Raw genomic sequence first — 26,253 nt, 5'->3', positions numbered from 1 at the left:
TATTGATTTATCCTTTATTGAAAAAATAGTTGATTTATTTATTCAGTTTTTTTTCCATACTGCTAATAATTTAGCGATTTGTAAAAAATCACAGGTTCTAATAAAGATTATTTCAAGCGCAACTGCCCATTGTCTACAAACCAGAACTGATTCGTCCATGGGATATCCCATGAGAAAATATTCACTAATTCCTGATTAGTGGCTTGGGTAAGGCGTCGATAGCGAAGTACTTGTTCGTCAAATCTCCAGTGCAGGGATTGTCCTGCTTGGAGTCTTTCGGGAAGTCTTTGAGGCTGATGTTCTTCGATGATCGTAACACTTCCTGTTCCTAGTACGATAGCATCACCATTTCTATCTACACATAAAGCAGTACGTTCGTCTACTGCAATACCCCTAAGTCCTATGGTCTGACTCTCATTTTTAAGCCTTGCCAAAAATGAAACTAACCTTCCCTCTCTACCCCTTTCAGTAAAGTGTTGATCTGTAATCAAATTTTGAAGGAAGGGGTGATTGATAAGAGTAGACTTTCTCACAGTTAACCTACTATCGAAGGGATTACTTAAAGCCTCCGTACTTACAATGCTTCCATTTTCCCCAGTATATATGAAAGTGCCCATAATTGCACAACCTGCACTGGTGCCACCAATGGGGACTTTCTTCTCATGAATCAAATATTGAATGGCTTTTTCTGTTTCAGTTCCTTCCCATGCATCTAGATATACAGATTGGTCACCTCCTGCAATGAAAAGCGCTTCTGCTTTTCGTATAGTCTCATAAACTCTCGGGTCATTTGCAGCATTCTTATTTCTAATAAGTAATGTTTCTACTGAATTTACAGATCCTAAACTGTTGATGTATGCATTGTATGCATTTCCTCCTGAAGCTCGAATGATTAAAAAATCACCGCCTCCCGAACGTTCGATCATCCACTTCATCGCAGCATCTACATCAGTTCCTCCTCCCATTAAAACCAAACCAGCTTCTGTTGAGACAGCTGCATCTTTGCTATCTCCAATTCTACCTAAAGAAAAAGGATTCGGTGAAGGATCATTCTCTTGTGCTTGACAAGAGTTGGCCATCCAAAAGATCAGGAAACCAACAATGGGTTTTATTAGTTTTTTCATGAGTTATGGCTTTAATCCAAAGATGCCAATTAAATTTGAACTATGAAATATTTCTCAGTTTTCTTGTTCACCTTACTTTTTTCTTCCTGTGTCCAATCCAAAATATTTCCCATAGGCCCATCTCGAGCTTGCTTTGACCCAGCTGACGGCATTGTTTTGGCTCCTTTTCAGGATATTGGCTTCAATGAAGCTGTCAAACTGGAAGGGATTATCAAAGAGGAGCTGAAGAAAGCTGGGATTGCAAATGTGGAAACAGCTCCTGATTTGGAATATGAAATGCTGGCAGCTGGCATCAAAGACGTGGACGATCCGGATCAGTTTTATCGGTTTTTTTCCGAATTGAATCGACAGTGGTTTATTCAAGTGACCATTGAGGGATGGAAAAATGAGGGGGGACTTGCATTCGAGCAAGAGGACTTGGGACGTAAGGGCTCGGACCCATATTATGTCAGTCCCTCTATTTCCAATGACAATGTTGCACGGGTTCGTTTCGTCATTTGGGATACACAGCAGGATGTGAAAATCTACGAATTTGAATCCCAAACGCGTACTTCGGGCATACCGATTCCCAGTGGGAATGATGAGGATATGTATTCAGTGAATGTATCTTCTATGTCCATGGTGCTGCAAAAATCCGTAAGGAAAGGTGCGAAGCATTTGGGGAAAAAGATGGAATGTTTATAAATGGAGGTGGAGACCTGGCAGGTTTTTAAAACCTGCCAGGTCTCTTGTACTAGTTAATCAAGTTTAGTAGCCCCGCCAAAACTACGATCATCCCAAGCGCTGTAACACCCATTAAAAAGGTTAGCAGCGTGTAACTTTTTAGCGCTTCTGAAACAGTCAGGCCTGTAAATTCCTTCACTATCCAAAAATAGGAATCATTGGCATGCGATATGGTCATGGCTCCAGCGCCAACTGAGGCCATCAGCAAACTCATTTCTAGAGTTGAAAAGCTGCTCGGCTCAGGCAATAGACTGATGAGTAGAGACGCGGCAATGATCATCGTAGAAGTACTGGAACCTTGAGCTGTTTTCAAAAAACTACCCAAGGCAAATGCCAAGAGAATCCAACCAATCAGGGAGGAGGGCTGCAAGTTCCAGGATTGTAGTAGTTCCTGAAGGCCAATTTGCTTCAAAATAGCTCCAAAACCTGCTCCAGCACCCGTCAAAATCAAGATTGGACCAGCAGTTAGAATTCCTTTTTCAAAAGCTGGGCGAAATAGACTGCTATTGCTTGCGTCTTTCAATTTCCAAAATCCCACCATTAAGCCACAACTAATCGCTACCAAAGGATTGCCCATATTTTTCATAAAAACGGACAAGCTTTCTACTGGGATAAATGCATGCAAATTCCCCATCGTGATCAATAGCAAGGGGAGTGAAATGACCATCGCCGACCATGCAAAAGATGGGAGTTGGTGAGGTAAGGGTTGTGAATTTTCTGTTGGTGCTGTGCTGGAACCTGAAGGAAATTTTTTAGCAAACCGCATGGCCCACCAGGCTACCACCAGCAAGACGGGAAGCATGATCAGCAAGCCGAGGGTTAATACAATTCCTAACTCTTGCTCTAATCCCATCATCCCCGCCACTGCCAAAGGCCCTGGAGTAGGAGGAATCAAAATATGAGAAAGGTACAGCCCTCCTGCTAATGAAAGACTAAAAGTGAGTGGGGAAATTCCAGATGTTTTGGCTAAGTTTTTCCCTACTGGGTTTAGCAAGATAAAGCCTGAGTCGCAAAATACAGGAATGCCTACCACTGAGCCCATCAAACCTGTGCTCAAGGCTGGAAATCGTTTGCCAACACTAGCCCAAAGTTTGAGCGCCAAACTCATGGCCGCACCAGACTTTTCCAACAAATACCCAAAAATACAGCCCAGTATGATGATCAAGCCAATCTGTCCTATCAAGCCACCGAAACCCTTGCTAAATTCTTCCAATGTTTGGGTGAATTCCATCCCAGCAGCCAAACCCACCCAAACGGAAGCCACTGCCAACGCAATCAAGGGATGGATTTTCCACCGTGCGGTAGCTAGAATAATCCAGAGAATTGAAAGTAGGAGATGGATTAGTATCACTAATTGGTATTTTTAAGATTTCCATAACATTACAACTCACCAATCTACTATTTCACAAATAATTAAGCAAAACTGGGTGCTAAGAATAATCCTGAAAGCTAGTTGATATTAATAAAACTCGCGATCCCAAATCGTACTCCACTTCGCTGATAGCTGCTGTTTTCAAAACCTACCCCCATTTCTAAGCGGAATAATCTAAATAAATTGTCTACCGAATATCCTGCCTCCCAATAGTGCGGGCTATTGTCTGTTTTGAGGTAGTTGAAAAATAAGTTTTCCCGAATACCTGAGAATCTCAGCACAGGGAGTTGGGTGAATAGAAATTTCCGGAATTGGTAGTGGACTATGGCACTGACATAATTGGAACTCGTGCTGTATTGATAATAATCCAAAAAGCGATAGTTAGTGGCCACGCCCATATTGGCAAAGATGGTTCTATTGCCTCCAAAGTGTTTGAAGTCCATAAATCCTACTCGGTTATTGTTGAGGAAAGTACCGGCAGTCAGGTTATAGTCCAGTTTTCCACTCACGCCAAAATTGAAAAAATGCTCAATGCCGACTTCCGCCCAGTCAAAGTCCGCAGCATTCATGCCAGAACCAGTCAATCCTGGCAGGGCTTTTCTATACTTCATTTGTACAAGTGGAGCAGATTCATAAATCGGTGATTTGCGACCATTTCGAATGCGATACTTCATCCCCGGTCTCCATTCGATACTACTGGACCAAATAAAGGCTTGATGGGATTCAAACGCATCTGCACCCGCTTCGATGTTTTCTGGGGTATTAGAGGTGTAGGCACGTTCGGGTCTTCTGTAGAAGCTGAAGTCTGAGTTGTTCTCCAGCATCCTGCGTTCAGCCCAAGAAACTTGTGTTCGAAAGGTGAAAGCATCCGTAAACCTGCGGTAATAGTAGGCTCGGATGAAATCCTGTTCGAAAAGCTTCATGTAATTCAGTCGGAAAAGCAAGGAATACAGCATGTTTACCTGCTCTTGGATGGGATTTTCGGTATTGAATTGGTAGATGTAGCGACCACCTTGGATGCCAATTGTAGTGCTATTCCTACCCAAGGTGATGGACCTTCGTACACCCATCGTTCCGTAGAAGCGCTGACTGGCAAATCCGTAGCGAAGTTCAGGACTGAAATTCCATGACTTAATCAGTCGGTTGACAGAGTCGGCTTGGGGTTCGATTTTTTGGATCCGGTAATATCCCGAAACTCCTAATTTAAAACCTTCAACGGTGTTGAAGGAGAATTTTGTGAAGTTTTGGTCAAAAGCTAGTGTACGTCCTTTGCCAAAATTGTATCTTCCTCCTGTTAGGATATCTCCTGGGCTGAATTTCCTTCGGGCTTTACGGGCAATGCTGTCAACATCAGATACTTTTGCAGCTTCGATGAGTGCCAAACTATCGTCCCGAATGTAGCCTTTGATTTCTTCTTCGGTCAATTTAACGGGACGAATACTATCCCAATAGCTGAGCCCTCGCTTACTTGCCAAGGAATCGATGCTGTAATTCCGTTCGGATACCACCGCCAAATCTTCCATCTCTTGAGCGGCCTCTTTTTCGTATTGGTTGATGAGTTTTCGGAAATCTTTTTTGGTCATCTGGTCGGCATTCGCCATTTGTTCCAAAGCAGACTCTTTTCGATTGAAAGTGGTGATTTCCTTGGGGATTTCATCTACTTTTTCATCGATGATTTTGGTTTCTACGATTAGGTCGGGATTGAGGGTGATTTTGTAATCGCGGGTGGAGGCTAGATAGGTGTATTCCCCTGCAAAGCCGAAAAATTTCCCGCCAAAGGTGTAGGTATGGGTAGCTGGCATCCAGACATTTTCAGCCACAGGTGCATACAATTGCTTGACTCCAATTTGGAATCCTAGTAGCGAGGTTGTCAAGTCCAAACTATGGATAGCCCATAAGTTTTCGATGATGTAAATTGTTCCTTCAAATACCCTTTCGCCTTTGGAGCGTGGGGTAACTTTGATGCGGTTGACCATGACGCCTTGGTCTATAAAAGAGCCCTCGTACTTAAATCGATAATAGGCAAATGCATTGGGTGCTAATGGTGAGACTGCCTCATTAATCTTGGGGTTATAAAAGCTGGTAGCGATGTATGGGGCAGGAGAGGTTTGATTGTTGTCACCACTAGAGCGAATGCTAATCACTTTTTCTGTAACTGTATTGGGTTGTCGGAAGGTGATTTGGGAAACAGACTCTGTGGTGTAGGCCTCATTGAGTTTGAGGCCATCTTTTTCCAACTCTTTTTTAAGAAAAAATGGCGCATTGGTGAGTTTACCTGTTCCCTTCAGATACACCATCATGCTGTATTCATCAAGTTGTAAGCGGTGGTATTTGGCTTTGGTGATTGCTTTTCGCATAATCGTCAAAGCTGGGTCTTCTTGACCTGTTTTGACGGTTACTTCTTGCAGGGCATATACTTGTTCCTCCAGTACAAAATCCAGTTGCACCCAAGCATCCCTGATTTCTACAGTTTTGATGACCGATGCATAGCCGAGGTATTGTGCGACTACATCGTAGAACCCAGGTTTCAACTTGAACTCATACAGTCCATTTTGATTGCTGGGCACTCCATCTCCTAGATTTCGGATAAAAACTGATGCAAAGGGGAGTTCTTCTCCTCGATTATTGCTGATTTTACCACGGATGCCTTGAGAAGCTCCAAAAAAAGGAACCGCAAACAGGAAAAAAGTAAGGAGGTACAGGTGTTTCATTGGAAGACGACGTTGGAGTTATTAACGTGTTCGAAACTACATAGTTTTGAGCAATTGCTATTGACCTTTGTTGTTAAAAAAGGTTAGAGGTAAATCTGAGATTTAGAAGGGATAAATGTGATTGCCTTAAATGATAGGGATACTTTCCCTAAGAATCCCTGTTTGGAGAAATCTCAAATGCATCAAATTTTATCCAGTGATTTTAGTTTATTAGGATGATTGGTTTAATACGGGTCTTAATTCAATAAAAAAGAAGAAATAATTGTTATCTTTAGCGATTAAAATTTTAATGGATATGGACATACAATCAGTTAAAATTGACCTTATTCACTGGCTTACGCTTCTTGAGGACACATATGTTCTTGAAAAAATCCAAAGTCTAAAAGAGCAGCAGGAAAGTTCCTTTGAATTAGGTGAAGAGAACCAAATAGAATTGGAACTCAGGCTTCAAAAATACGAAAACGGAGAAATGCAGTTTTCCTCTTGGGATGAGGTGAAAAGTCGCGTTAGAACTCAATCAAAAGATGGCCTATAATATCCGAATTTCTGATGAAGCTGAATCGGATTTGTTACACTCTTATCGTTGGTATGAAGAGCAAAAGGAAGGTTTAGGTGAGGATTTTTTAGTTGTGATTGATGCTGGATTACAAACAATTAGTGACAATCCGATGATTTTTCAAATTCGTTATAAAAAGAAAGTTAGGGCTTTTGTTGTCGATAGATTTCCTTATCTGATTCTATACATAATTAATGGTAATGATTTGGATATCATTTCCGTCTTCAACACAAGTCAAAACCCCAAAAAATGGAAAAAGCGAGTAAGTAGAAGTTGATTTATAATTTTTTGATAGACAAGTGCCACTTCATTTTTTCGATTGTAATATTAAATCTGTTCGCCTTAATAAAAAAGACGGCTGGTTTTTATAATAATATGCCAATTCCGTTGAAAATTTGCAATCCTCCCATAAAAAGTTAGTTTTGTGAAAAGATTTCGTTGAAAACTTTCTTAATCAACTACTATGAGGAGACTCTTGCTCTCTTGTACCTTGATGTTCTGTTTCATAACAGATGGCATCGCCCAAAATGAATTCAAAGAAATTCGTTTCAACCACGAGGGGGGAGATAAAAAAGCGCAATATTTTTTAACAGGAAAAGTGACCAACCAAGAAACAGGACTCCCCTTGGAAAATGTTTCAGTGCATATTGATGGATTTTTTACGGGTGTCAATACGGATAAAAATGGGTTGTACATTTTCCCGTTGGACTCTGGGAGACATCGAATTGTGTTTCGGAGATTTGGGAAGCAAGCGGATTATTACCTGATTCAGATATTTAGAGATGCTGTCCTCGATGTGAGTTTGAGTAATTTGGACTTTCAATTGGATGTGTTTACTGTTTTGGCGGAAGAACGGGACCGAAACGTCAAGAGCCCCATCACAGGCGTGACCAAAATGACCATGGAGGAAATCAAGCTCGTGCCCGCATTGATGGGAGAGCCGGATGTCTTCAATGTCTTGCAAAGTATGCCGGGCGTGACTTCTGTAGGGGAAGGATCTGCTGGTTTGAATATCCGTGGAGGGCAAGCGGATCAAAACCTGATTTTGATGAATGAAGCAATCGTACTTTCCAACAATCACGCCTTGGGATTTTTGTCAGCATTCAATGGGGATGTGGTACAGAATTTTGCACTATACAAAGGAAATGTACCTGCACAATTTGGAGGTCGAAGTGCTTCTGCCCTGAATATCGGAATGCGTAAAGGAGATTTTGAAACTTGGGGAGGCTCTGTGTCTCTTGGGACGGCAGTGACCAAATTGATGTTGGAAGGACCACTGAAAACAGATAAGACCAGCATAATTGCAGGTTTGAGGCGCTCGAATCTCAATTGGAAGCTTGGGACGGTGGATCAATTGGATGTGAGCAATAGCCGCCTTAACTTCCACGATATCTACACGGCCATCAATCATAAATTTTCCCAAAACCATACATTGGAATGGAACCTGCTTAATACAGGGGACCGCTTTCAGTTTTCTGATCAATTTGGTTTCCGATGGAACAATTTAGTGAGTTCACTTACGAGTAGAAACTTGATTACAGACAATTTTTCAATCACGGGAATGTTGGCTTATGGGAATTTTACCAATCGCTTTTTTGAACCTTCTGTCAACGATGCCTTTCAAATCAGCAATGGTTTGGAGTATCAGCAAGCCAAACTCACCGGTCTTTGGACTTCTGAGTCTATGGAATTGAGTTTTGGGATAGAGGCGGTGAATTATCAAATGAAGCCTGAGGAGCGAGCTCCTTTCAATGAGCGCTCCGGCATAACTCCTGCGGCTGTAAGTAAGCAGCAAGGATTGGAATGGGCTCCATTTGTAGGCTTGGATTGGACAGTATCGGAAAAGTTTTCCATTTCTGTGGGTGCCCGATATTCTTTTTACCAGCAAAATGGCCCTGACTCCGTATTTCTTTACCAAGAAAACCTACCGATATCTAGGTTCACTATTGTGGATAGGGTTGCTTTTGATGCAGGTCCTATTGCACAGTTTTCGGGATTTGAACCACGGTTTTCCTTCCGTTGGGCCTTGGATGAAACACAGTCCATCAAGGCGGGAGCCTCTGTGATGAATCAATACCTGCAGACCATCTCCAATGCCACAGGTCCTACACCTATAGATTTATGGCAAGTTAGTACCTCCTATATTTTGCCACAGCGGTCAGTCAATCTATCCTTGGGCTACTTCCGTAATTTCAAAGAAAATGATTGGTCTACTTCGGTGGAAGGATTTTACCGAACTACAGACAATCAGCTGGAGTACCGTGATTTTGCCCAATTGTTCTTAAATCCGCATATCGAAACCGAGTTGATTCAGGGAGAAGGGAAGGCTTATGGTGCTGAATTGATGATTCAGCGCAATAGAGGAGGGGTGACCGGTTGGCTTTCCTATACCTATAGCCGTTCCTTGATCCGTACAACGTCACCTTTTTCAGAAATTCAAGTCAATAGAGGAGAATGGTTCCCAACCAACTTTGATAGACCCCACATACTGTCACTTGTTGGAAATGTGCATTTGGGTAAAAAGCGGTTTTTCAATGCCTCTTTCAACTATTCTACCGGAAGGCCTGTAACAGCTCCAGCAACCAATTACATCATTGCAGGAATATTTGTGCCAGATTTTGGAGATCGCAATCAGTTCCGCATTCCAGATTACATCCGCTTGGATTTTTCTTACCTGACCAATGGGATTGTTCGGGGTTGGGAAGATTCATTTAACTTCTCCATCTATAATTTACTGAGTAGGAGAAATGCGTACTCGGTATTTTTCGAGCGGGAAAATCAATCACGACGACTTCGCCCTTTTCAGTTATCTATTTTGGGGTCTATTTTCCCAACCATGTCTTACACGGTTAATTTCTAAAAGCCTATGAAAACCTTTAAACAACATTTATTGAGCAGGTGGATTTGGGTTTATTGCCTCATCTTAGGAAATTCCTGTGTAGATCCCTTGGATTTTATTGGTGATACAGCGCGAGGACAAGTCGTTATTTATGGTCTGTTTACAGATGATGAGGAAGATGTACATAGTGTCAATGTAGGAATCACACAAAATTTCGGGTTGGTGCAATCACCTGTAAACAATGCTTTTGTAGTTTTAATATCGTCTGATGGCTTAGTTCGGCAATATATTCCGTCGGGGAATGGAGCGTATAAACTGGAGGGTTTTGTTGGTACTCCAGGAATTTCCTATTCTTTAAGGGTGGTTATCAATGATCAAATTTACGAGTCATCATTTGAGCGTATGCCAGAGTCGAGTGCGGTTGATCAAATAGATTTTCGTTTTACTACGCTATTGACAGATACCCGTGTAGATGTGCCTACATTTGAGGTGTTTGGAAATTCCACCATGCCACAAGCATCCGAGCCTTTATTTCTCCGATGGAGTGCAGAGGAAACATATCTTTGGAGTCTCCTTGAACTACCACCGTCCGGCCCTTCAACATCAACTATGCCACCTTGCTTTATTCAATCTGTAATAGAGCCGAGTAGAATTAATTTATTTAGCACAGCAGGCACACAAACACGTGCAGTCGATTTATTTTTTGGACGAAGAAATGTAGATGATTCTTTTTTGAATCCATTTTTTGTCACCATCAAGCAATATAGCCTGAATCAGGCTACATTCGAATATTGGGAAAAAATCAGGATTGCAGTCAATAATCAAGGTGGGATATTTGATATTCCACCAGCCCCAGTTAATGGAAATTTTCAAAACCTTTCCAATCCGGAAGAGCGTGTCTTAGGTGTTTTTGAAGTAGCCAAGGTCCAAAAAACTAGATTTTTCACAACAGCGGAGGACGTGCCGTTTTTTTTACCAAGACCCTGCGTGTTTTCTCCCGCACGTCCTGTAAGTTCGTATCCTGGTTTTTGTTTGAGTTGTGAAGAACGAGCACAAGGGAGGACGATTATCCGACAGCGTCCATCTTGGTGGGTGTTTAATTAATAGAAGACTCCATAAAAAATCCACAAATTTTCACGAGAGTTTTAGATTATTTCAGGGGAATTCTATAGAGTGTCTTATAAAGTTTAAAAAATCACTTGACCACAGATGAATTGATTACGAATCTTTTGTTAATCATTCCTGATTGGATGCTTTTTTCGCTTTAATTTTTAAGAATAGGGGGTAAATGAAATTTAATTTGGGTATGAATGATATTTCCAAAAGAATGGATTTAAATGTGGAGAGGGGTGTGCTGCTATGAATTTTCACTTTTTTAAAAAAAACAAAAAATTTTAACTATTCGAAAAATTCAAACGTTTTCGGTTGAATAATCAGTAATAAAAACTTTGTATGGTTAATGATTATCAAAAAATACCAATATTCTGTTAACGCCATTTTTTTCAAAACCGAGGTATGGGGTTTGTTAATAATTGCAAAATTCAATTTAATCGCTCATTTTAGATTTGAAATTAACTACATAAACCAAAAACCGTTTTTTTCAAAACAACAAACCCTATGAGAAATTATTTACAACAAGTAAAGACGTATGTGTTAGTTGCTTCACTGATGATGTTCAGTATTGCAGTGGCATTTGCGCAAGGCCGGGAGGTAACGGGAACCATCCTGGATGCTACCTTGAAGGATCCGCTTCCGGGAGTAACTGTCTTAATCAAGGGTACCACAAGGGGTACTACAACAGATTTGGATGGTAATTTTAGATTAACAGTTCAGCCTGGAGATCAGGTGTTGGTTGTTTCTTTTGTTGGATTTACAGCACAGGAAATTACCATCGGTAATCAGTCCACCTTTAATATTGAGCTTGAAGAAGATATTCAAAGTCTTCGCGAGGCCATTGTTATTGGTTATGGTACACAAGACAAGAAAGAAATCACGTCAGCGGTTGCTTCTGTAAGTTCTGAGCAATTTAACAGAGGTAACTTCCCTAATCCTACTCAATTACTACAAGGTAAGGTGGCTGGTTTGAACGTGTCAAGACCAGGTGGTAACCCAAATGCACAGCCTGAACTCCGTTTGAGAGGTATTTCTTCCTTTGGTGCTGCACAATCTCCATTAATTGTATTGGATGGTGTCATCGGTGCTTCTATAGATGCAGTGGACCCTAATGATATCGAATCATTTGATGTATTGAAAGATGCGTCTGCTGCTGCAATTTATGGTACGAGAGGTGCTGCTGGGGTTATTTTGATTACAACCAAAAAAGGTACTTCCAAAAAAGGTATTTCCTCCGTAACTATCAATACATTCGGTTCTGCTGAACAGCCTACCAACTTTATTCCTGTATTGACTCCAGAGCAATTTGTAGAAAGAGGTGGAGTTGATTTTGGTTCTCGCACGGATTGGAGAAGAGAGGTTACGCAAACAGCTTTAAACGGTACAGTGAATGCTTCCGTAACTGGAGGTTTTGAAAACACTTCATTTTTGGCTTCCGTAAATTATCGTAATAATGATGGTATCGTTATCGGTACCAATAGAGAACAGCTGAACACACGATTCAACTTGAATCATGGTGCTCTGAATAATCGATTGAGAATGAATCTGAATTTGTCTTATTCTAACATCGATGAGACAAACGTAAACGGTGAGGCGGTAAGATATGCTACGATTTACAACCCAACAGCGCCTATTTTTGAAAATACAGAGGCCGCTCAGCGATTTGGTGGCTATTTCCAAAGACAATTATTTGATTTCTTCAATCCAGTTGCTTTGATCAATCAGCAAAGATTTACAAATGAAATTGCAGCTGCGATATACTCATACAGAGTAGAGTTTGATATTACAGATAATTTGACAATTGCATCTCAGTTTTCTCAAGATAGATTTACAAGATTAGGTAGCAATTTCTGGTCTCGTCAGGATTTCGATGTGGGTTTTGGTAGATTTGGACAAGCTGGACAAAATATGGAGACCAGAACGCAGTCTATTTGGAATGGTACTATTCGTTATCAAAATGAGATTGCCAATAACTTAGACTTTACATTCTTGTTAGGTGGTGAAACTCAAGTTTTCTCTGAGAGATCCAATAACATGGAAGTTGCAAGATTCCTGTTCGATGTAGGACCTAATAACTTGGGTGCGGGTGGTTTAAGATTTGGTCCTGGAACTAACTTGAGTTCATTTGCTGAAAGATCTGTGTTAAATTCATTATTTGCCAGAACAAGCTTTAACTACAACAATACTTATTTCTTGAATGCATCGGTAAGAGCGGAAACCTATTCTGGATTTGGTAGAGATAACCAAACTGGTTTATTCCCTGCGGTTTCTTTGGGAGCTGATTTTACTCAAATCTTTGATATGGGTATCTTCAATCAATTTAAGCCTAGAGCTTCCTTCGGTGTGGTAGGTCAGTTGCCACCATCCGCTACATTAGCCTTGGGTGTTTTCGGCAATGGTAATAGAATTCCATTAAACCCTGACCAGCCAATCAATTCGGTTTTCGTAGGTCCTCGTCAGTTATCTAACCCTAACCCTCAGTTGCGTTGGGAAACTACCAGAGAATTTACAATAGGGTTAGACTATGGAATCATGAATGGTAAAATCACTGGTCAGATTGATTATTACAAAAGAACTATTTCTGACTTGTTATTTAACGTTGAAGTACCTGTCGGTGCGCCAAACGAATTCGCTCCTGGTAACTTCTATACTGCTTCCAACATTTGGGCAAATATCGGTGAGTTGAATTCCGGTGGTTTTGAATTTTTGGCTCAATTGAACGGCACTAAACTAGGTGTGGTAGATTGGATTCCTTCCTTGAATTTCACTATCTACGAAAGAGCAAGATTTGGAAATATCGGTGTAGGTTCCATCAGACTTCCTGAAATCAGACAAGGTATCCCAGGTGCCCCTGGTCAAAACAACAACCCAATCGTTTGGAATAGAGAAGGAGAAAGAATTGGTGATTTCTGGGGTCCTCGCATGCTAGGCTTGACAGATGCAGGAGAATATATTCTTTCAGGTGAAAACCCAGAAGAATTTGAGAGATTAGGGAATGGTTTGCCAATTGGTGACTTCGGTTTCTCCAATACCTTTATCTATAAAAACTGGGATTTGAATTTCTTGTTAAGAGGCAGCTGGGGACATCAGATTTACAACTCCTTCAGAGGGTTCTACGAAAATGCAGATGGTGCTTCTTTGACATGGAATTCTGTGTTAACTCGAAACACTCCTACCAATCCTTTGGTTACATCTACACCAACGTTCTCTGATTTGTACTTAGAGCCGGGAGATTTCATGAGATTGGATAACCTTCAAATTGGTTACAACGTACCATCTACATCGGCCTTTATCAACAACTTACGCATATATGCAGGTGTTCAGAACCTATTTACGATCACCCGTTTTTCAGGGGTAGATCCTGAAGTAAGATGGACAGATACAGAAGATGTATTTAATCCTAATCCGTTGGCACCAGGTATTGAGCGTAGAAATACGTATTTCTTACCAAGAATCTGGACAGCGGGTTTAACAATTACCTTTAAATAACATAAACCTAAATTAATATATGTTACGATCAATTAAATCATTATTCGTCGGGAGCCTGGTAGCGATGACCATGGGGTCATGTTGGGAGTTGGAGCAGGAGGTACTTTCTGGGATTACCCAAGAGCAATTGAACAATAACGTGACTCCTGAACTCATCGAGGTGTTGAAGCAAACTGCGTATTCAGCAGTAGTAGGGAACTGGGGTAGCCACGGTGGCTTATACAGTGTATTAGAAGTGACAGCGGATCAATTGGCAATCCCTCAAAAGGGTGCTGACTGGGAAGATGGGGGTATTTGGTTAAGAGCGCACAGGCATACATGGTTGTCAGTAGATGGTCCTTTGAATGGTTCATGGCAATATCCTTTCACAATTGTTGCTGAGTGTAACCTTTTATTGCAGCAATTCCCTGATTTAGAAGAGTTAGGTGCTGAGTTGAGAACATTAAGAGCGCTTGCTTATCTGTGGCTAATTGACGCCTTCGGAAATGTACCAATTATTCGTGAAACTGATAGAGGTGGAAGCCCAGCTCAAAATACAAGAGCAGAAGTGTTCCAATTTATTGAAAATAGCATTCTAGAAAATGTTGGTTTGTTAACTAAAAATAATACCAGAACAAACCTGAATTATTGGACTGCCCACATGATCCTTGCTAAATTGTACTTAAATGCAGAGGTGTATACAGGGACAGCTAGATGGGCAGATGCAGAAAGAATTTTGGATGTGATCATCAATGAAGGTCCGTACAGCTTGTCTCCAAACTTCTTCTCTAATTTCTCTGCTAACAATAGCAACTCCCCTGAGAATATGTTTACACTTCCATACGATGCTAACAACGCTGGTGGTTTTAATATTCACCAAATGACTTATCACTATTCCTCTCAGTTGACATTTGACTTGCAAGAACAGCCTTGGAATGGTTATGCTGCTTTGGAAGAGTTTTATAACAGTTTTGAAGAAGGAGACGCTCGGATAAACTCACTAAGAGAAGGTCCGCAGTTTGCGTCTGATGGAGTGACACCAATCATTGATGATTCTGTTGAGCCTGCGGATCCTGATGGTCCTGCGATTAATTTTACTCCAAACATCAACATGCTTGCACCTAATGCATTGAGACAAGCAGGTACAAGAATTAACAAATGGGAAATTCCTGTTGGTCAAGGACCTGATTTGGACAATGACTTCGCAATCTTCAGGTATGCTGACGTATTGTTGATGAAAGCAGAGGCTGCTTGGAGACAAGGAAACACAGCTGTTGCCTTAAACTTTGTAAACCAAGTAAGAGAAAGAGCAAATGCACCTGCATTGACTACTTTAAATGCTGATTTGTTATTAGCTGAAAGAGGTAGAGAATTGTTTGCAGAAGGTCATAGAAGATCAGATTTGATCCGCTTCGGTAGATTCAATGCTCCTTGGTGGGAGAAAAATGCTTCTCCAGCCTTCAGAAACTTGTTCCCAATCCCAGAGAATCAGTTGCAAGCAAATCCTAATTTGAGACAAAATCCAGGTTATTAATCTTTCTTGGATAATGATAAGAGAAGTGCGTCTGCTTGGCGCACTTCTTTTTAATTTTTATAGCTTCTTAGCATTCTTTTTTTCAACTTCACTTCCAGAAATTGGCTGAATGGCAGGTATGCGATTTAAATTCCCTCTTACATTATTTCTTGGTTCATTGGTTAGGGCAATTGGTGATTTATTTGCTGGAACTTTTAAAAATGATAGTCATTTAATTGCGCTATTTTTGCTTGGACTCAGCCTTATTGCCTGTAATTCCACTCCCTCTCCTGAAGAAAAGACTTTGTTTGAGTTGCTGCCTTCTTCCCATACTGGGATTGATTTTAGAAATGACTTGGTGTATGATGAAAAATTTAATCCTTACACCTTTCGGAATTTTTACAATGGGGCAGGAGTAGCTCTAGGCGATATTAATAATGATGGTTTGATAGATATATTTTTTGCTGGAAATCAAGCCGAAAATAAATTATACCTGAACAAAGGAAATTTTCAATTTGAAGATATTACAGTACAGGCAGGATTAGCTGTTCCTGGTATTTGGTCCACAGGTGTAAGTATGGCAGATATCAACGGGGATGGTTTATTGGATATTTATATTTGTAAATCAGGTCCGCTTGGTGGTGAGGAGCGTCACAATGCACTCTATATCAATAATGGAGATTTGACATTCACAGAGATGGCACATGTGTATGGACTAGCCGATACCGGCCTTTCTCAACATGCGGTTTTCTTTGATTTTGATCTGGATGGAGATTTGGATATGTATCTGCTCAATAACTCTGCGCGCTCGGTTGGTATCAATGATCTTCGCTTGGGACAACGGGAAATCCGAGATCCGGAAGGAGGTAATAAGTTATACAGAAATGATGGTGGGTTCTTTGTTGACATCAGTGAGGAAGCAGGAATTTATGGTTCTGCCATTGGCTATGGGCTAGGGGTAACCGTAGCAGACCTGAATAAAGATGGTTGGCCTGATTTGTACGTATCTAATGATTTTTTTGAAAAAGATTATCTATACCTCAATAATGGGGATGGGACATTTACAGAGGCTTTGGAGGATATGATGACTGAAATCAGCATGGGCTCTATGGGAGCCGATATCGCTGATTTGAATAATGATGGCTGGCAGGATATTTTTGTGACCGAAATGTTACCTGCTACTTGGGATCGAGTGAAAACCAAAACTCCTTTCGAAGATTGGGATAAGTACCAAGCCAATGTAAAGACAGGTTATTATCATCAATTTACCCGCAATACTTTACAGAGGAATTTAGGCTTCAAACCTAACTCCACAGAAATTCATTTTGCAGAGGTTTCCAGATTTGCAGGTGTTCATGCCACAGACTGGTCTTGGGGAGCCTTGATTTTTGACGCAGACAATGATGGCTTGAAAGATATTTTTGTAGCCAACGGGATCGTCAAAGATTTGACAGATTTTGATTATGTGGATTATTACGTCAATAATCAGAACCTTATTTCTCAATACAAGCGAGACTCTATACTATTGACCAAAATGATTGATGAGTTTCCCTCCAACCCTTTAAGAAACTACCTGTTTAAAAATAAAGGAGGTTATCGTTTTGAGGATAAAGCTGCCACGAGTGGATTGGATCAATTGACCTTTTCAACGGGTGCAGCTTATGCCGATTTGGATAACGATGGAGACTTGGATTTGGTGATTAATAATCTTAATGGAGAAGCATTTATCCTGAAAAATAATGCTCGGGAGTTAACAAATAACTCCTTTATTCAATTCAACCTTGGAGGATATTTCGGAACGCAAGTGAGTGTGTATGCCGCTGGAGCGCTGTATTATGCAGAACACAATCCTGTCAAGGGATATATGTCTTCAGTAGACCATCGTTTGCATTTGGGGCTAGGTCAACATAGCCGAATTGATTCGATCATCGTACGTTGGCCTACCAAGCAAGTCACCAAGTTAATCGATGTGCCTGTTAATCAACTGCTTGATTTGAGCCCAGATGGTAGTGAAGTTTTGGTAAGGTCACAAGATTTTGATCGTCATGTACCTCTTTTAAAATTAGCTGAGGAGCAAATTTCATGGAGGCATGAGGAGAGTGATTTTGTTGATTTTGATCGGGATAGGCTTCGGATGAAAATGATATCCAATGAAGGTCCAAAAGCTGTGGTCGCAGACTTTAATGGAGATGGACTAGATGATGTATTTTTACCAGGTGCCAAAGGTCAATCCTCACAAATTTGGGCACAACAAAAGAACGGTTCTTTTACACCTTCTCAGAGTTTTGATGCCGATGCGATCGCTGAAGATGTCGATGGCTTGATAATCGATGCAAACGGAGATGGATTCCCTGACTTGTATGTACTGAGCGGAAGTTTGGAGTTTTCATTGAAAAACCCGAACTATCAAGATCGCTTATATATCAACGATGGAAAGGGGAAACTAATCAAGTGTGACAATGCACTTCCCATACGCTATGAAAGCAGTTCAAAAGCTATTGCTCTTGACATCAATCAAGATGGATTGGAAGATATCCTAGTTGCCACGCGTACTATCCCTTTTGCTTATGGCGTTCCTGTTGGTTTGAGTTTGCTGGTCAATCAAGGAGATGGCACATTTGTGGATCAAACAACAAGTTTGTCTTCAGCCTTGAGGTCCTTAGGAATGGTCAGAGACATGTGGTGGGGAGATTTGGATGGGAATGGAGCCAATAACCTGGTTTTGGCAGGTCATTGGATACCTATTAGGATCTTTGAACGGCAAGCAGATGGATTTGTGGATAAAACAGATGCCTTCGGCTTTTCTGGTACCAATGGGTTTTACAATCATCTGATGGTTGAAGATATGGACGGAGATGGTAAACTGGATCTCTTTGTTGGGAATTTTGGAGAAAACTCCAGATTTGAGGCAGAAACTTCCAAACCTCTAAGGATGTATGTCAATGATTTTGACCAAAATGGAAGTGTGGAACAAATCATTACACAGTTTGAAGGTCCGTATGCGTATCCCATTGTACTCAAACAGGCCCTATTAAAGCAATTACCAAGTTGGAGAAAGCAATTACTTAGTTTTGATAGTTACAAAGACAAACGCTTGGAAGATTTGGTGAGCGAGGAAATTTTAAGTAGAAGCGTAGTTTGGGAAGTACATGAATTAGCCTCCAAGCTGTATATCCAACAAGAGAATGGTACATTTGAACAAGAAAAACTCCCATCCGAACTTCAATATGCTCCCATTTTCCATGGGCAATTGGTAACAGCGCCCGATCAAAAAAAGTATATGCTTGTAGGAGGGAATCATTCCCGTATCAAGCCTGAATGGGGTATACAAATGGGAAGTTATGGATGGCTGATGAAGCGGGGCGTAACTAACTGGAAACTTATCGATGCAGCTAGTTCAGGGATTTATATACCGGGAGAAATCCGATCTATACAGCAAATAAATACAAATGTCGGTGCTAAGATATTAGTGACCCGATCCAATGAAAGACCGTTAATATATGAATGGAGTAAATAAAATTGCTATGAGAAGAAGCATTAACAGCGAAGGTATAACTATCAAGGGATTGGTTGCAGGGATCTTGCTAAGCATATTTTTTTTGGCATCTTGTACCCCTAAATCCGAGTACGATCAAGTCAAAGCGCGTGAATTAAAGTCAGGGAAAGTGGTAGAAGATTTATTTTTGGACCTTCGCTTGGGAATGGGCAGAAAAGACTTTTATGGAACCTGTTGGGAACATAATAAAAACGGAATTTTAACCAATGGGGCGCATTACTTACAGGTTTTGTATAACCCCATACTACCATCTGGGAAGGTTGCTAATATGCACTTTTATCCTAAGTTTGAAGAAGATCATTTGTATTACATGCCTATTGAAATTTTGTATCAAGACTGGTTTCCTAGCAATGAGGAGTTCTCAATAGATAATCTGATGGTGGATGTGATGGGAATGTTGGAGAAATGGTATGGTGATGGATTTTTTGAAGTGTCGAACAAAGAAAAAACAGTAAAAGCCATGGTCAAAGTGGATGGGAATCGGGTGATTCGTGTACATAAGAAAAACATCAACACGGTGAAAGTTGAGATTTTGGACCTGCGCATCAAGGATTTCGCTCAGTTAAATAAAAGTGATGAAGAAGTTTAGTATATATGGTTATCTAGTAGGGCTGTCTGTTTTTTGGGCTTGTAGTACTTCGGAAAAACCAGTGCCTGAAAATACGCTTTTCGAAAAGTTGCCATCATCTTTGACAGGCATAGACTTTCGGAATGATCTAAGCTTTGATGATCAGTTTAATATTTTCACTTACCGAAACTACTACAATGGTGGAGGGGTAGCCGTTGGTGATGTCAACAACGATGGCTTGATAGATATCTATCTGACTGCCAATATGGGTCCAAATAAGCTGTACCTCAATCAAGGAGATTTTAAGTTTATCGATGTGACTGAACAGGCTGGAGTTGCAGGTTCCCGCGCTTGGAGTACAGGGGTGGCCATGGCAGATGTCAATGGTGATGGCTTGTTGGATATTTATGTATGCAACTCGGGAGACGTCAAAGGAGACAATAAGCAGAATGAACTATTTATCAACAATGGAGACGGTACTTTCACCGAAATGGCTGAAATTTATGGGCTAGCAGATGAAGGGTTTTCCACCCATGCTGTATTTTTTGATTATGACAATGACGGTGATTTGGATTTGTATCTGCTCAACAACAGCTACCAAGCAATCGGGAGTTTTAATAAAATGCAAAATGAACGACCAAGGAGAGATCCTGTGGGAGGTGATAAGTTGTTTCGGAACGATGGGGGGACGTTTACAGACGTATCCGAAGAAGCTGGGATTTATGGTTCGGTCATTGGTTTTGGCTTGGGAATTACCATAGGAGATGTCAATCGAGATGGGTGGATGGATATCTTTATCTCCAACGATTTTTTTGAACGGGATTATTTATACATCAATAATCAGGATGGTACATTTACCGAAAGCCTCACTGACTACATGATTTCTACTTCGGCGGCTTCCATGGGAGCAGATATAGCAGACTTGACCAATGATGGTTATTTGGACATCTTCGTGACAGAAATGCTTCCGGAACCACCTCAGCGTTTGAAGCAAATCACCACTTTTGAAAGTTGGGATAAGTTTCAGTTCAATCTGGAACATGGATATCACTATCAATACACCCGAAATATGTTGCATATCAACAATGGAGATGGAACCTATTCAGACTTGGGTAGAATGGCCAATGTGGAAGCTACCGATTGGTCTTGGGCAGCTTTGATGTTTGATATGGACAATGACGGTTTGAAGGATATTTGGGTGGCCAATGGCATTTACCAGGACTTGACTGACCTAGATTACCTCAACTTTATTGATAATGAAGACACCAAGCGCGCGATCATCTCCAAGGAAGGAGTGGATTATAAAGCACTAATTGACCCCATGCCGATCAATCCGGTTTCGAATTATGCCTTTAAAAACAAGGGGGATTTAGTCTTTGAAAATGTGGTGCATCAGTGGGGGTTGGGCGATCCCATTCATTCCAATGGTTCGGCATATGTAGATTTGAACAATGATGGAGCCTTGGACTTGGTAGTGAATAATGTCAATCGGGAGGTTTTGATTTTTAAGAATAAAAGTAGGGAAATACATCCTGAGCATAATTTTCTTAAAATTGAACTGCTAGGAAAAGCAAAAAATACCCATGCCATAGGGGCGCAGGTACGTGTCATCGCGGGAGGACAGGCATTTTATCAAGAGCAAATGCCCAATCGAGGGTTTCAGTCTTCTGTGGATCCACGATTGAACTTTGGGCTTGGAAGTATCGAATCCATTGATGAGGTGCAAATCAGGTGGCCCGATGGGAAATTTACCAAGCTGTCCAATGTGGCAGTGAATAAGACCTTGAAAGTCAGTTGGGAAGATGCTGAAGCAGTTGATATTCAGTTTTTCACGGAACCTCAGCAGCAAGTATTCAAAAAAGTCAGCAAGGAAGCCCTTGACTTTACCCATCAGGAAAATCGCTTCGTGGATTTTGATCGGGATCGATTGACGTATCACAAGCTTTCCACCGAAGGTCCAGCCGTAGCGGTAGGAGATGTCAATGGAGATGGTTTGGAAGATATTTTCTTTGGGGGTGCCAGAGGCTTTGAGGCTTCCCTTTACGTGCAACAGCGCGATGGGACCTTTAGGCTCTCTAAACAAACTGCTTTTGAAGCAGATAAATTGTCGGAAGACGTAGATGCAATCTTTGCAGATCTGAATGGCAATGGATTGCTAGACTTATTAGTAGCGTCCGGTGGAAATGAATCTGGTTTTGGTTCTTTAGAATTGGCAGACAGGCTCTATCTCAACGATGGCAAAGGGAACTTTACAAAATCAGTTGAATCAGGATTGAACAGTTTTAAAAACAGTACAGCTGCTGTTCGCTTATTGGATGTCAACGGGGATGGTCATTTGGATATAGTGGCATTTTCAAGGGTAGTGCCTTTTCTTTATGGGGTTAATCCCAACTCTTTGGTTTTAGTGAATAATGGCAAAGGTGTCTTCACAGACGCTACCACAACCCTTGCACCCGAGTTTAGAGAGTTGGGCATGGTGACAGATGCAGTGGTAGCCGACTTGGATGGAGATGGAAGTTTGGATTTGGCAGTTGTGGGTGAATGGATGGCTCCAACGATTTTCTGGAACAAAAATGGAAAATTGGAAAAAGCAGTGAATGCTGACCTAAGTAAACTAACGGGCTGGTATCAATCTATTGCAGCAGGAGATTTGAATGGGGACGGAATTCCTGATTTGGTTTTGGGCAATCATGGGCTGAATACCCGTTTCAAAACCTCGTTTGAAAGACCCATTCGCATGTTTGTGAATGATTTTGACCAAAATGGTTCTGTCGAACATGTATTTGTCCAAAAGTCTGGAGATAAGCATGTTCCTTTTACCTTGAAGCATGAATTAGAGCGTCAAATTCCTTCCATCAAGAAGAATTTCTTAAAATACAGTTCTTTCAATGATAAGTTTTTGGAGGAGATCTTCACGCCTCAGCAACTGGAAAAAGCGGTTGTACAGGAGGTTAATTATTTTCAGAGTTCAGTTTTGCTTAATCTAGGCAATGGTTCATTTGATGTACAGGCATTGCCGAGAATGGCACAACGCAGTTGGATGTATAGCATTGCCTTAACAGATGTGAATAGAGATGGAAACTTGGATATTATCATGGGTGGTAATCTCCACGGAGCAAAACCAGAGGTTGGGCAGTACGATGCGAGTTACGGAGAAGTGATGTTAGGTAAAGGAGATGGTACATTTGGATATATTCCCAACAGGGAGCATGGATTACTGATCAAAGGAGAGGTTCGTGATTTGAGGGTCATACAACTTCAAGGAAAACGACAGTTGATGGTGACAAGAAATTCGGATAAAGTGGAGTTTTGGGAGTTTTGAGGTTTCGTTTAAATAAAGAGAGGAGTCCAGGTGATTTTAATAAAGGTTAAAAAAATAGGCTCAATTGTTTGGCTGTTTAGAGTATTTATTGGGTTATTTCTTTTTAGCAGCATTTCTTGTAAACAATCACAAGAAGATCGTGACACCCTATTTCAACTACTTTCCAGTGAAGAAACAGGGATTGATTTTTCCAATAACCTTACATCCACTGAGGAACTCAATATTTTAGAATACCTCTATTTCTACAATGGTGGGGGAGTGGCTCTTGGCGATATCAATAACGATGGATTGGTAGATATTTACTTTACATCCAATCAAGGTTCCAATAAGCTCTATTTGAATAAGGGTAATTTCCAGTTTGAAGATATAACGGAAGCTGCCGGAGTTACGGGAGATGGAGGCTGGTCTACGGGAGTTACCATGGCGGATATCAATGGAGATGGATTATTGGATATCTATGTATGCCAAGTAGGGGATTACAAAGGCTTGAGTGGGCATAATAAGCTGTATATCAATAATGGTGACCAAACATTCTCGGAATCTGCCGCAGCCTATGGGTTGGACTTTGTAGGTTTTTCAACCCATGCCGTGTTTTTTGACTACGATCAAGATGGTGATTTGGACATGTATTTGTTGAATCACTCCATCAAAAAGCCTGAAGTGTTTTCCCACGCGGATACCAAGTTTGATAACACTGACGAAAAGGGAGGTGATCGCTTGTTTAAAAATATGCTCTTCGAAGGAGAAGCCCGATTTGAAGATGTGACAATGGAGGCCGGTATTCTTTCCAGCAGCTTAGGCTTTGGTCTTGGAGTGGGTATCGAAGATGTCAATGGAGATGGGTGGATGGACATCTATGTGTCCAATGATTTCACAGAAGACGATTACTTGTATATCAACAATCAGGACGGAACATTCACGGAATCGCTGGGTAGCTATATCTCCAATACCAGTCGCTACAGCATGGGAAATGACTTGGCAGATATCAATAACGATGGGTTGCCGGATATTTTTACTACGGATATGTTGCCGGAAGATCCTGCGATTTGGATGAAATCGGTGGGAGAGGATAAGCAAGAAGTATTCGATGTAAAAAAGCGCTTGGGATACAAGGATCAATATGTTCGCAACCATCTTCAATTGAATAGAGGCGATGGGCGCTTTTCAGAAATTGCGCTGCTAACCAATACGTTTGCAACAGACTGGTCATGGGCTCCTTTGCTGGTGGACTTGGATAATGATGGCTACAAAGATATCCATGTAACCAACGGGATTGTCAAGCGCCCCAATGATTTGGATTTTATTCAGTACTCACAAACACCTACTCCTGAGTTGACAGAAAAGCAGCGGCAAGCTCGACAAATCGAGATGTTGCCAAGTGTGAAATTGCCCAATTACATGTTTCGAAACCTAGGAGGACTACAATTTGAAGAAGTTGCCAGCGCATGGAGTTTGGATCAAGCCTCTTACTCCAATGGGTCAGCCTATGCGGATTTGGATAATGACGGGGATTTGGATTTGGTGCTCGCAAATACTGATCAGCCTTCTTTTGTGTATCGCAACCAAGCAGAAAAGTTGGCTAATAATTTTGTGCAAATTGATTTGAGGGGTGAGGATTTCAACCTATTTGGGATTGGAGCAAGCGTTTGGATTTTTGCAGAGGGGGAATTATTTCAGCAGACCCTATCCACTTCCAGGGGATTTCAATCGGGGAGTTCGACTACCCTGACATTTGGACTTGGGAGCCATGTCCAGATTGATTCAGTCATCGTTTCCTGGAAAGCTTCAGCAGTTGAACGATTTGATCAAGTGTCTATTAATTCCAAGACAACACTGCAAGCAGGAACAGGAAAGGCTACCATAAGGCCTCGAGTAGCTACTGAAGAATCTCCATTGACTCTGGCTAAGGTAGCCTTGGACTGGAAACATGAGGAAAATGTTGAGGTCGATGAATTTCGGCGTGAGTATTTAATGCCAAGACGTTATGCAACCGAAGGGCCGGCAGTGGCTGTTGGTGATGTCGATGGAGATGGACTCGAAGATCTGTTCTTTGGTGGAGCTCGGATGCAGGCGGGGCGATTATTTTTACAGCAGCAAGACGGAAGTTTCAAGTTACATAATCAAGAGGTCTTTGATGCATTTAAACCAGCGGAGGATGTGGTAGCCCATTTGGTAGATTTGAATGGGAATGGATTTTTGGATTTGTACATAGGAAGTGGAGGAAATGAGTTTAAGTCTGGAGAACTTTTCAATTTTGACAGGATCTTTTTTAATGATGGAAAAGGGAATTTCTCATTTTCTATGAACTCACTGCCACCCATAGGAGAGAATACCTCGGCTGTGGCTTTTCAGGATGTCAATGGAGATGGGTATGTCGATATCTTTGTTGCTGCGGCAGTAGTGACTGGTAACTATGGAGCAGCGGCACCAGCCTATTTGTTATTGAATGACGGTAAAGGCAGATTCAGGGATGTTACGGCTCAGTATTTTGAACAAGGATTTCGTCCGGGTATGATTCAAGCTGCGGAATGGATGGTGTTGGAAGGAGAGATGAACTTAGTAGTCGCTGGAGAATGGATGCCTGTGACCGCTTATAAACTGGGAGCAGATGGAAAGTTTACTGCCCGTGAATTGGGCCCTTCGGGCTTATATACTGCTATGAAAAAAATCACTTATCCAAGCGCACAGTTGCTGTTGGGTAATTTGGGATTGAACAGCAAATGGAAGGCTAGTTCAGATAAGCCCTTATGGTTGTATCATGTGGATATGGATGCCAATAAGCAGGAGGACCCCTTCATTTTTCATTACATGAAAGCGTTGTTAGTGCCTTTTGCTACTCGGGATGACTTGATTAAGCAAGTGCCTGGCATCAAAAGAAAGCATGAGTCCTATGTAGCTTATTCAAGAATAAGGCAGCCTCAGGATGTATTATCAGAGGAGGTTGCGCAAAAAGCACGTAAATTAAGTGTATCTAATCTTCAATCAGGGATTATTTCAGGAGTTGCGGATGAGCATCATTTTCAAGAATTCCCGTTAGAGGTACAATTTAGCCCTGTGCGTGACTTCTTGTCTTTTGAGACAAATGGGAAACAGTATCTACTGGTGGCTGGAAATTTCTATGGATTCCGGAATGATTTGGGGAAAAGTGATGCTCAGGCGTTGACCTTGCTTCATTGGGAAAATGGAGAGTGGAAGCATCAAGTATTGACTATTCCTGCTGCAAGCTATTGGGGTGAGTACAGGAAATTGGAGTTGATAGACCTTGCTGGTCACCCTACCATTATGGCTGTCAGGAACAACCAATCACCGGTTTTCTTTCGTATCCAAAGTGAATAAGCTGTTGAAAATCATCCCTTCAAAATGCTGGAAATTGCAAAATATCCATACA

Annotated in this window: 14 protein-coding genes; 11 read left to right on the top strand and 3 right to left on the bottom strand. The window is 41.3% G+C overall.

The features are described 5' to 3' along the window. Positions 1 to 107: 107 nt before the first annotated feature. Entirely contained in the window at positions 108 to 1,124 is a 1,017-nt protein-coding gene (locus tag ACXIUD_RS04905) for a cyanophycinase (protein WP_458051499.1), read from the bottom strand. Positions 1,125 to 1,166: 42 nt separating this feature from the next. Here ACXIUD_RS04905 and ACXIUD_RS04900 point away from each other — a divergent pair, with 42 nt between their 5' ends. Then, on the top strand, positions 1,167 to 1,808 hold the full coding sequence (locus ACXIUD_RS04900) for a hypothetical protein (protein WP_458051498.1): 642 nt from the start codon (positions 1,167 to 1,169) through the stop codon (positions 1,806 to 1,808). Between the two features lie 49 nt (positions 1,809 to 1,857). On the opposite strand, the gene ACXIUD_RS04895 is transcribed toward ACXIUD_RS04900, so the two are convergent. Both ACXIUD_RS04895 and ACXIUD_RS04890 read right to left on the bottom strand, forming a co-directional pair. Beyond that, positions 1,858 to 3,198 carry a GntP family permease gene (locus ACXIUD_RS04895; RefSeq protein ID WP_458051497.1) on the bottom strand — a complete coding sequence of 447 codons (1,341 nt, stop codon included), beginning with the start codon at positions 3,196 to 3,198 and terminating at the stop codon, positions 1,858 to 1,860. A gap of 98 nt (positions 3,199 to 3,296) precedes the next feature. Next, positions 3,297 to 5,930 carry a DUF5686 and carboxypeptidase regulatory-like domain-containing protein gene (locus tag ACXIUD_RS04890; RefSeq protein WP_458051496.1) on the bottom strand — a complete coding sequence of 878 codons (2,634 nt, stop codon included), beginning with the start codon at positions 5,928 to 5,930 and terminating at the stop codon, positions 3,297 to 3,299. A 295-nt stretch (positions 5,931 to 6,225) separates the two neighbouring features. Between ACXIUD_RS04890 and ACXIUD_RS04885 the strand changes: the two genes are divergently transcribed. From ACXIUD_RS04885 to ACXIUD_RS04840, 10 genes are all read left to right on the top strand, one after another. Further along, positions 6,226 to 6,465: an addiction module protein gene (locus ACXIUD_RS04885; RefSeq protein ID WP_458051495.1), complete on the top strand. Its 240-nt coding sequence runs from the start codon at positions 6,226 to 6,228 to the stop codon at positions 6,463 to 6,465. Beyond that, positions 6,455 to 6,763 (top strand): type II toxin-antitoxin system RelE/ParE family toxin, encoded by a 309-nt coding sequence (locus ACXIUD_RS04880; protein ID WP_458051494.1) that lies wholly within the window; start codon positions 6,455 to 6,457, stop codon positions 6,761 to 6,763. The genes ACXIUD_RS04885 and ACXIUD_RS04880 overlap by 11 nt, the downstream gene beginning before the upstream one ends. Positions 6,764 to 6,949: 186 nt before the next feature. After that, positions 6,950 to 9,346 (top strand): TonB-dependent receptor, encoded by a 2,397-nt coding sequence (locus ACXIUD_RS04875; RefSeq protein WP_458051493.1) that lies wholly within the window; start codon positions 6,950 to 6,952, stop codon positions 9,344 to 9,346. Positions 9,347 to 9,352: 6 nt separating this feature from the next. After that, entirely contained in the window at positions 9,353 to 10,429 is a 1,077-nt protein-coding gene (locus ACXIUD_RS04870; RefSeq protein WP_458051492.1) for a DUF4249 domain-containing protein, read from the top strand. Between the two features lie 513 nt (positions 10,430 to 10,942). Next, on the top strand, positions 10,943 to 13,927 hold the full coding sequence (locus tag ACXIUD_RS04865) for a SusC/RagA family TonB-linked outer membrane protein (RefSeq protein ID WP_458051491.1): 2,985 nt from the start codon (positions 10,943 to 10,945) through the stop codon (positions 13,925 to 13,927). 19 nt (positions 13,928 to 13,946) lie between these two features. Then, complete coding sequence (locus ACXIUD_RS04860; RefSeq protein ID WP_458051490.1) at positions 13,947 to 15,440, top strand: RagB/SusD family nutrient uptake outer membrane protein; 1,494 nt, start codon at positions 13,947 to 13,949, stop codon at positions 15,438 to 15,440. Positions 15,441 to 15,558: 118 nt separating this feature from the next. After that, a complete protein-coding gene (locus ACXIUD_RS04855; protein ID WP_458051489.1) occupies positions 15,559 to 18,936 on the top strand; it encodes a VCBS repeat-containing protein in 3,378 nt (1,125 codons plus the stop codon). Positions 18,937 to 18,943: 7 nt separating this feature from the next. Beyond that, complete coding sequence (locus ACXIUD_RS04850; protein WP_458051488.1) at positions 18,944 to 19,564, top strand: hypothetical protein; 621 nt, start codon at positions 18,944 to 18,946, stop codon at positions 19,562 to 19,564. Next, entirely contained in the window at positions 19,551 to 22,865 is a 3,315-nt protein-coding gene (locus ACXIUD_RS04845; protein WP_458051487.1) for a VCBS repeat-containing protein, read from the top strand. Before ACXIUD_RS04850 ends, ACXIUD_RS04845 begins: the two co-directional genes overlap by 14 nt. A 30-nt stretch (positions 22,866 to 22,895) precedes the next feature. Continuing rightward, on the top strand, positions 22,896 to 26,201 hold the full coding sequence (locus ACXIUD_RS04840) for a VCBS repeat-containing protein (protein WP_458051486.1): 3,306 nt from the start codon (positions 22,896 to 22,898) through the stop codon (positions 26,199 to 26,201). Positions 26,202 to 26,253: the final 52 nt, after the last annotated feature.

This window comes from Mongoliitalea sp. (assembly GCF_054166905.1).
This window is presented reverse-complemented; position numbering and strand designations above follow the sequence as displayed.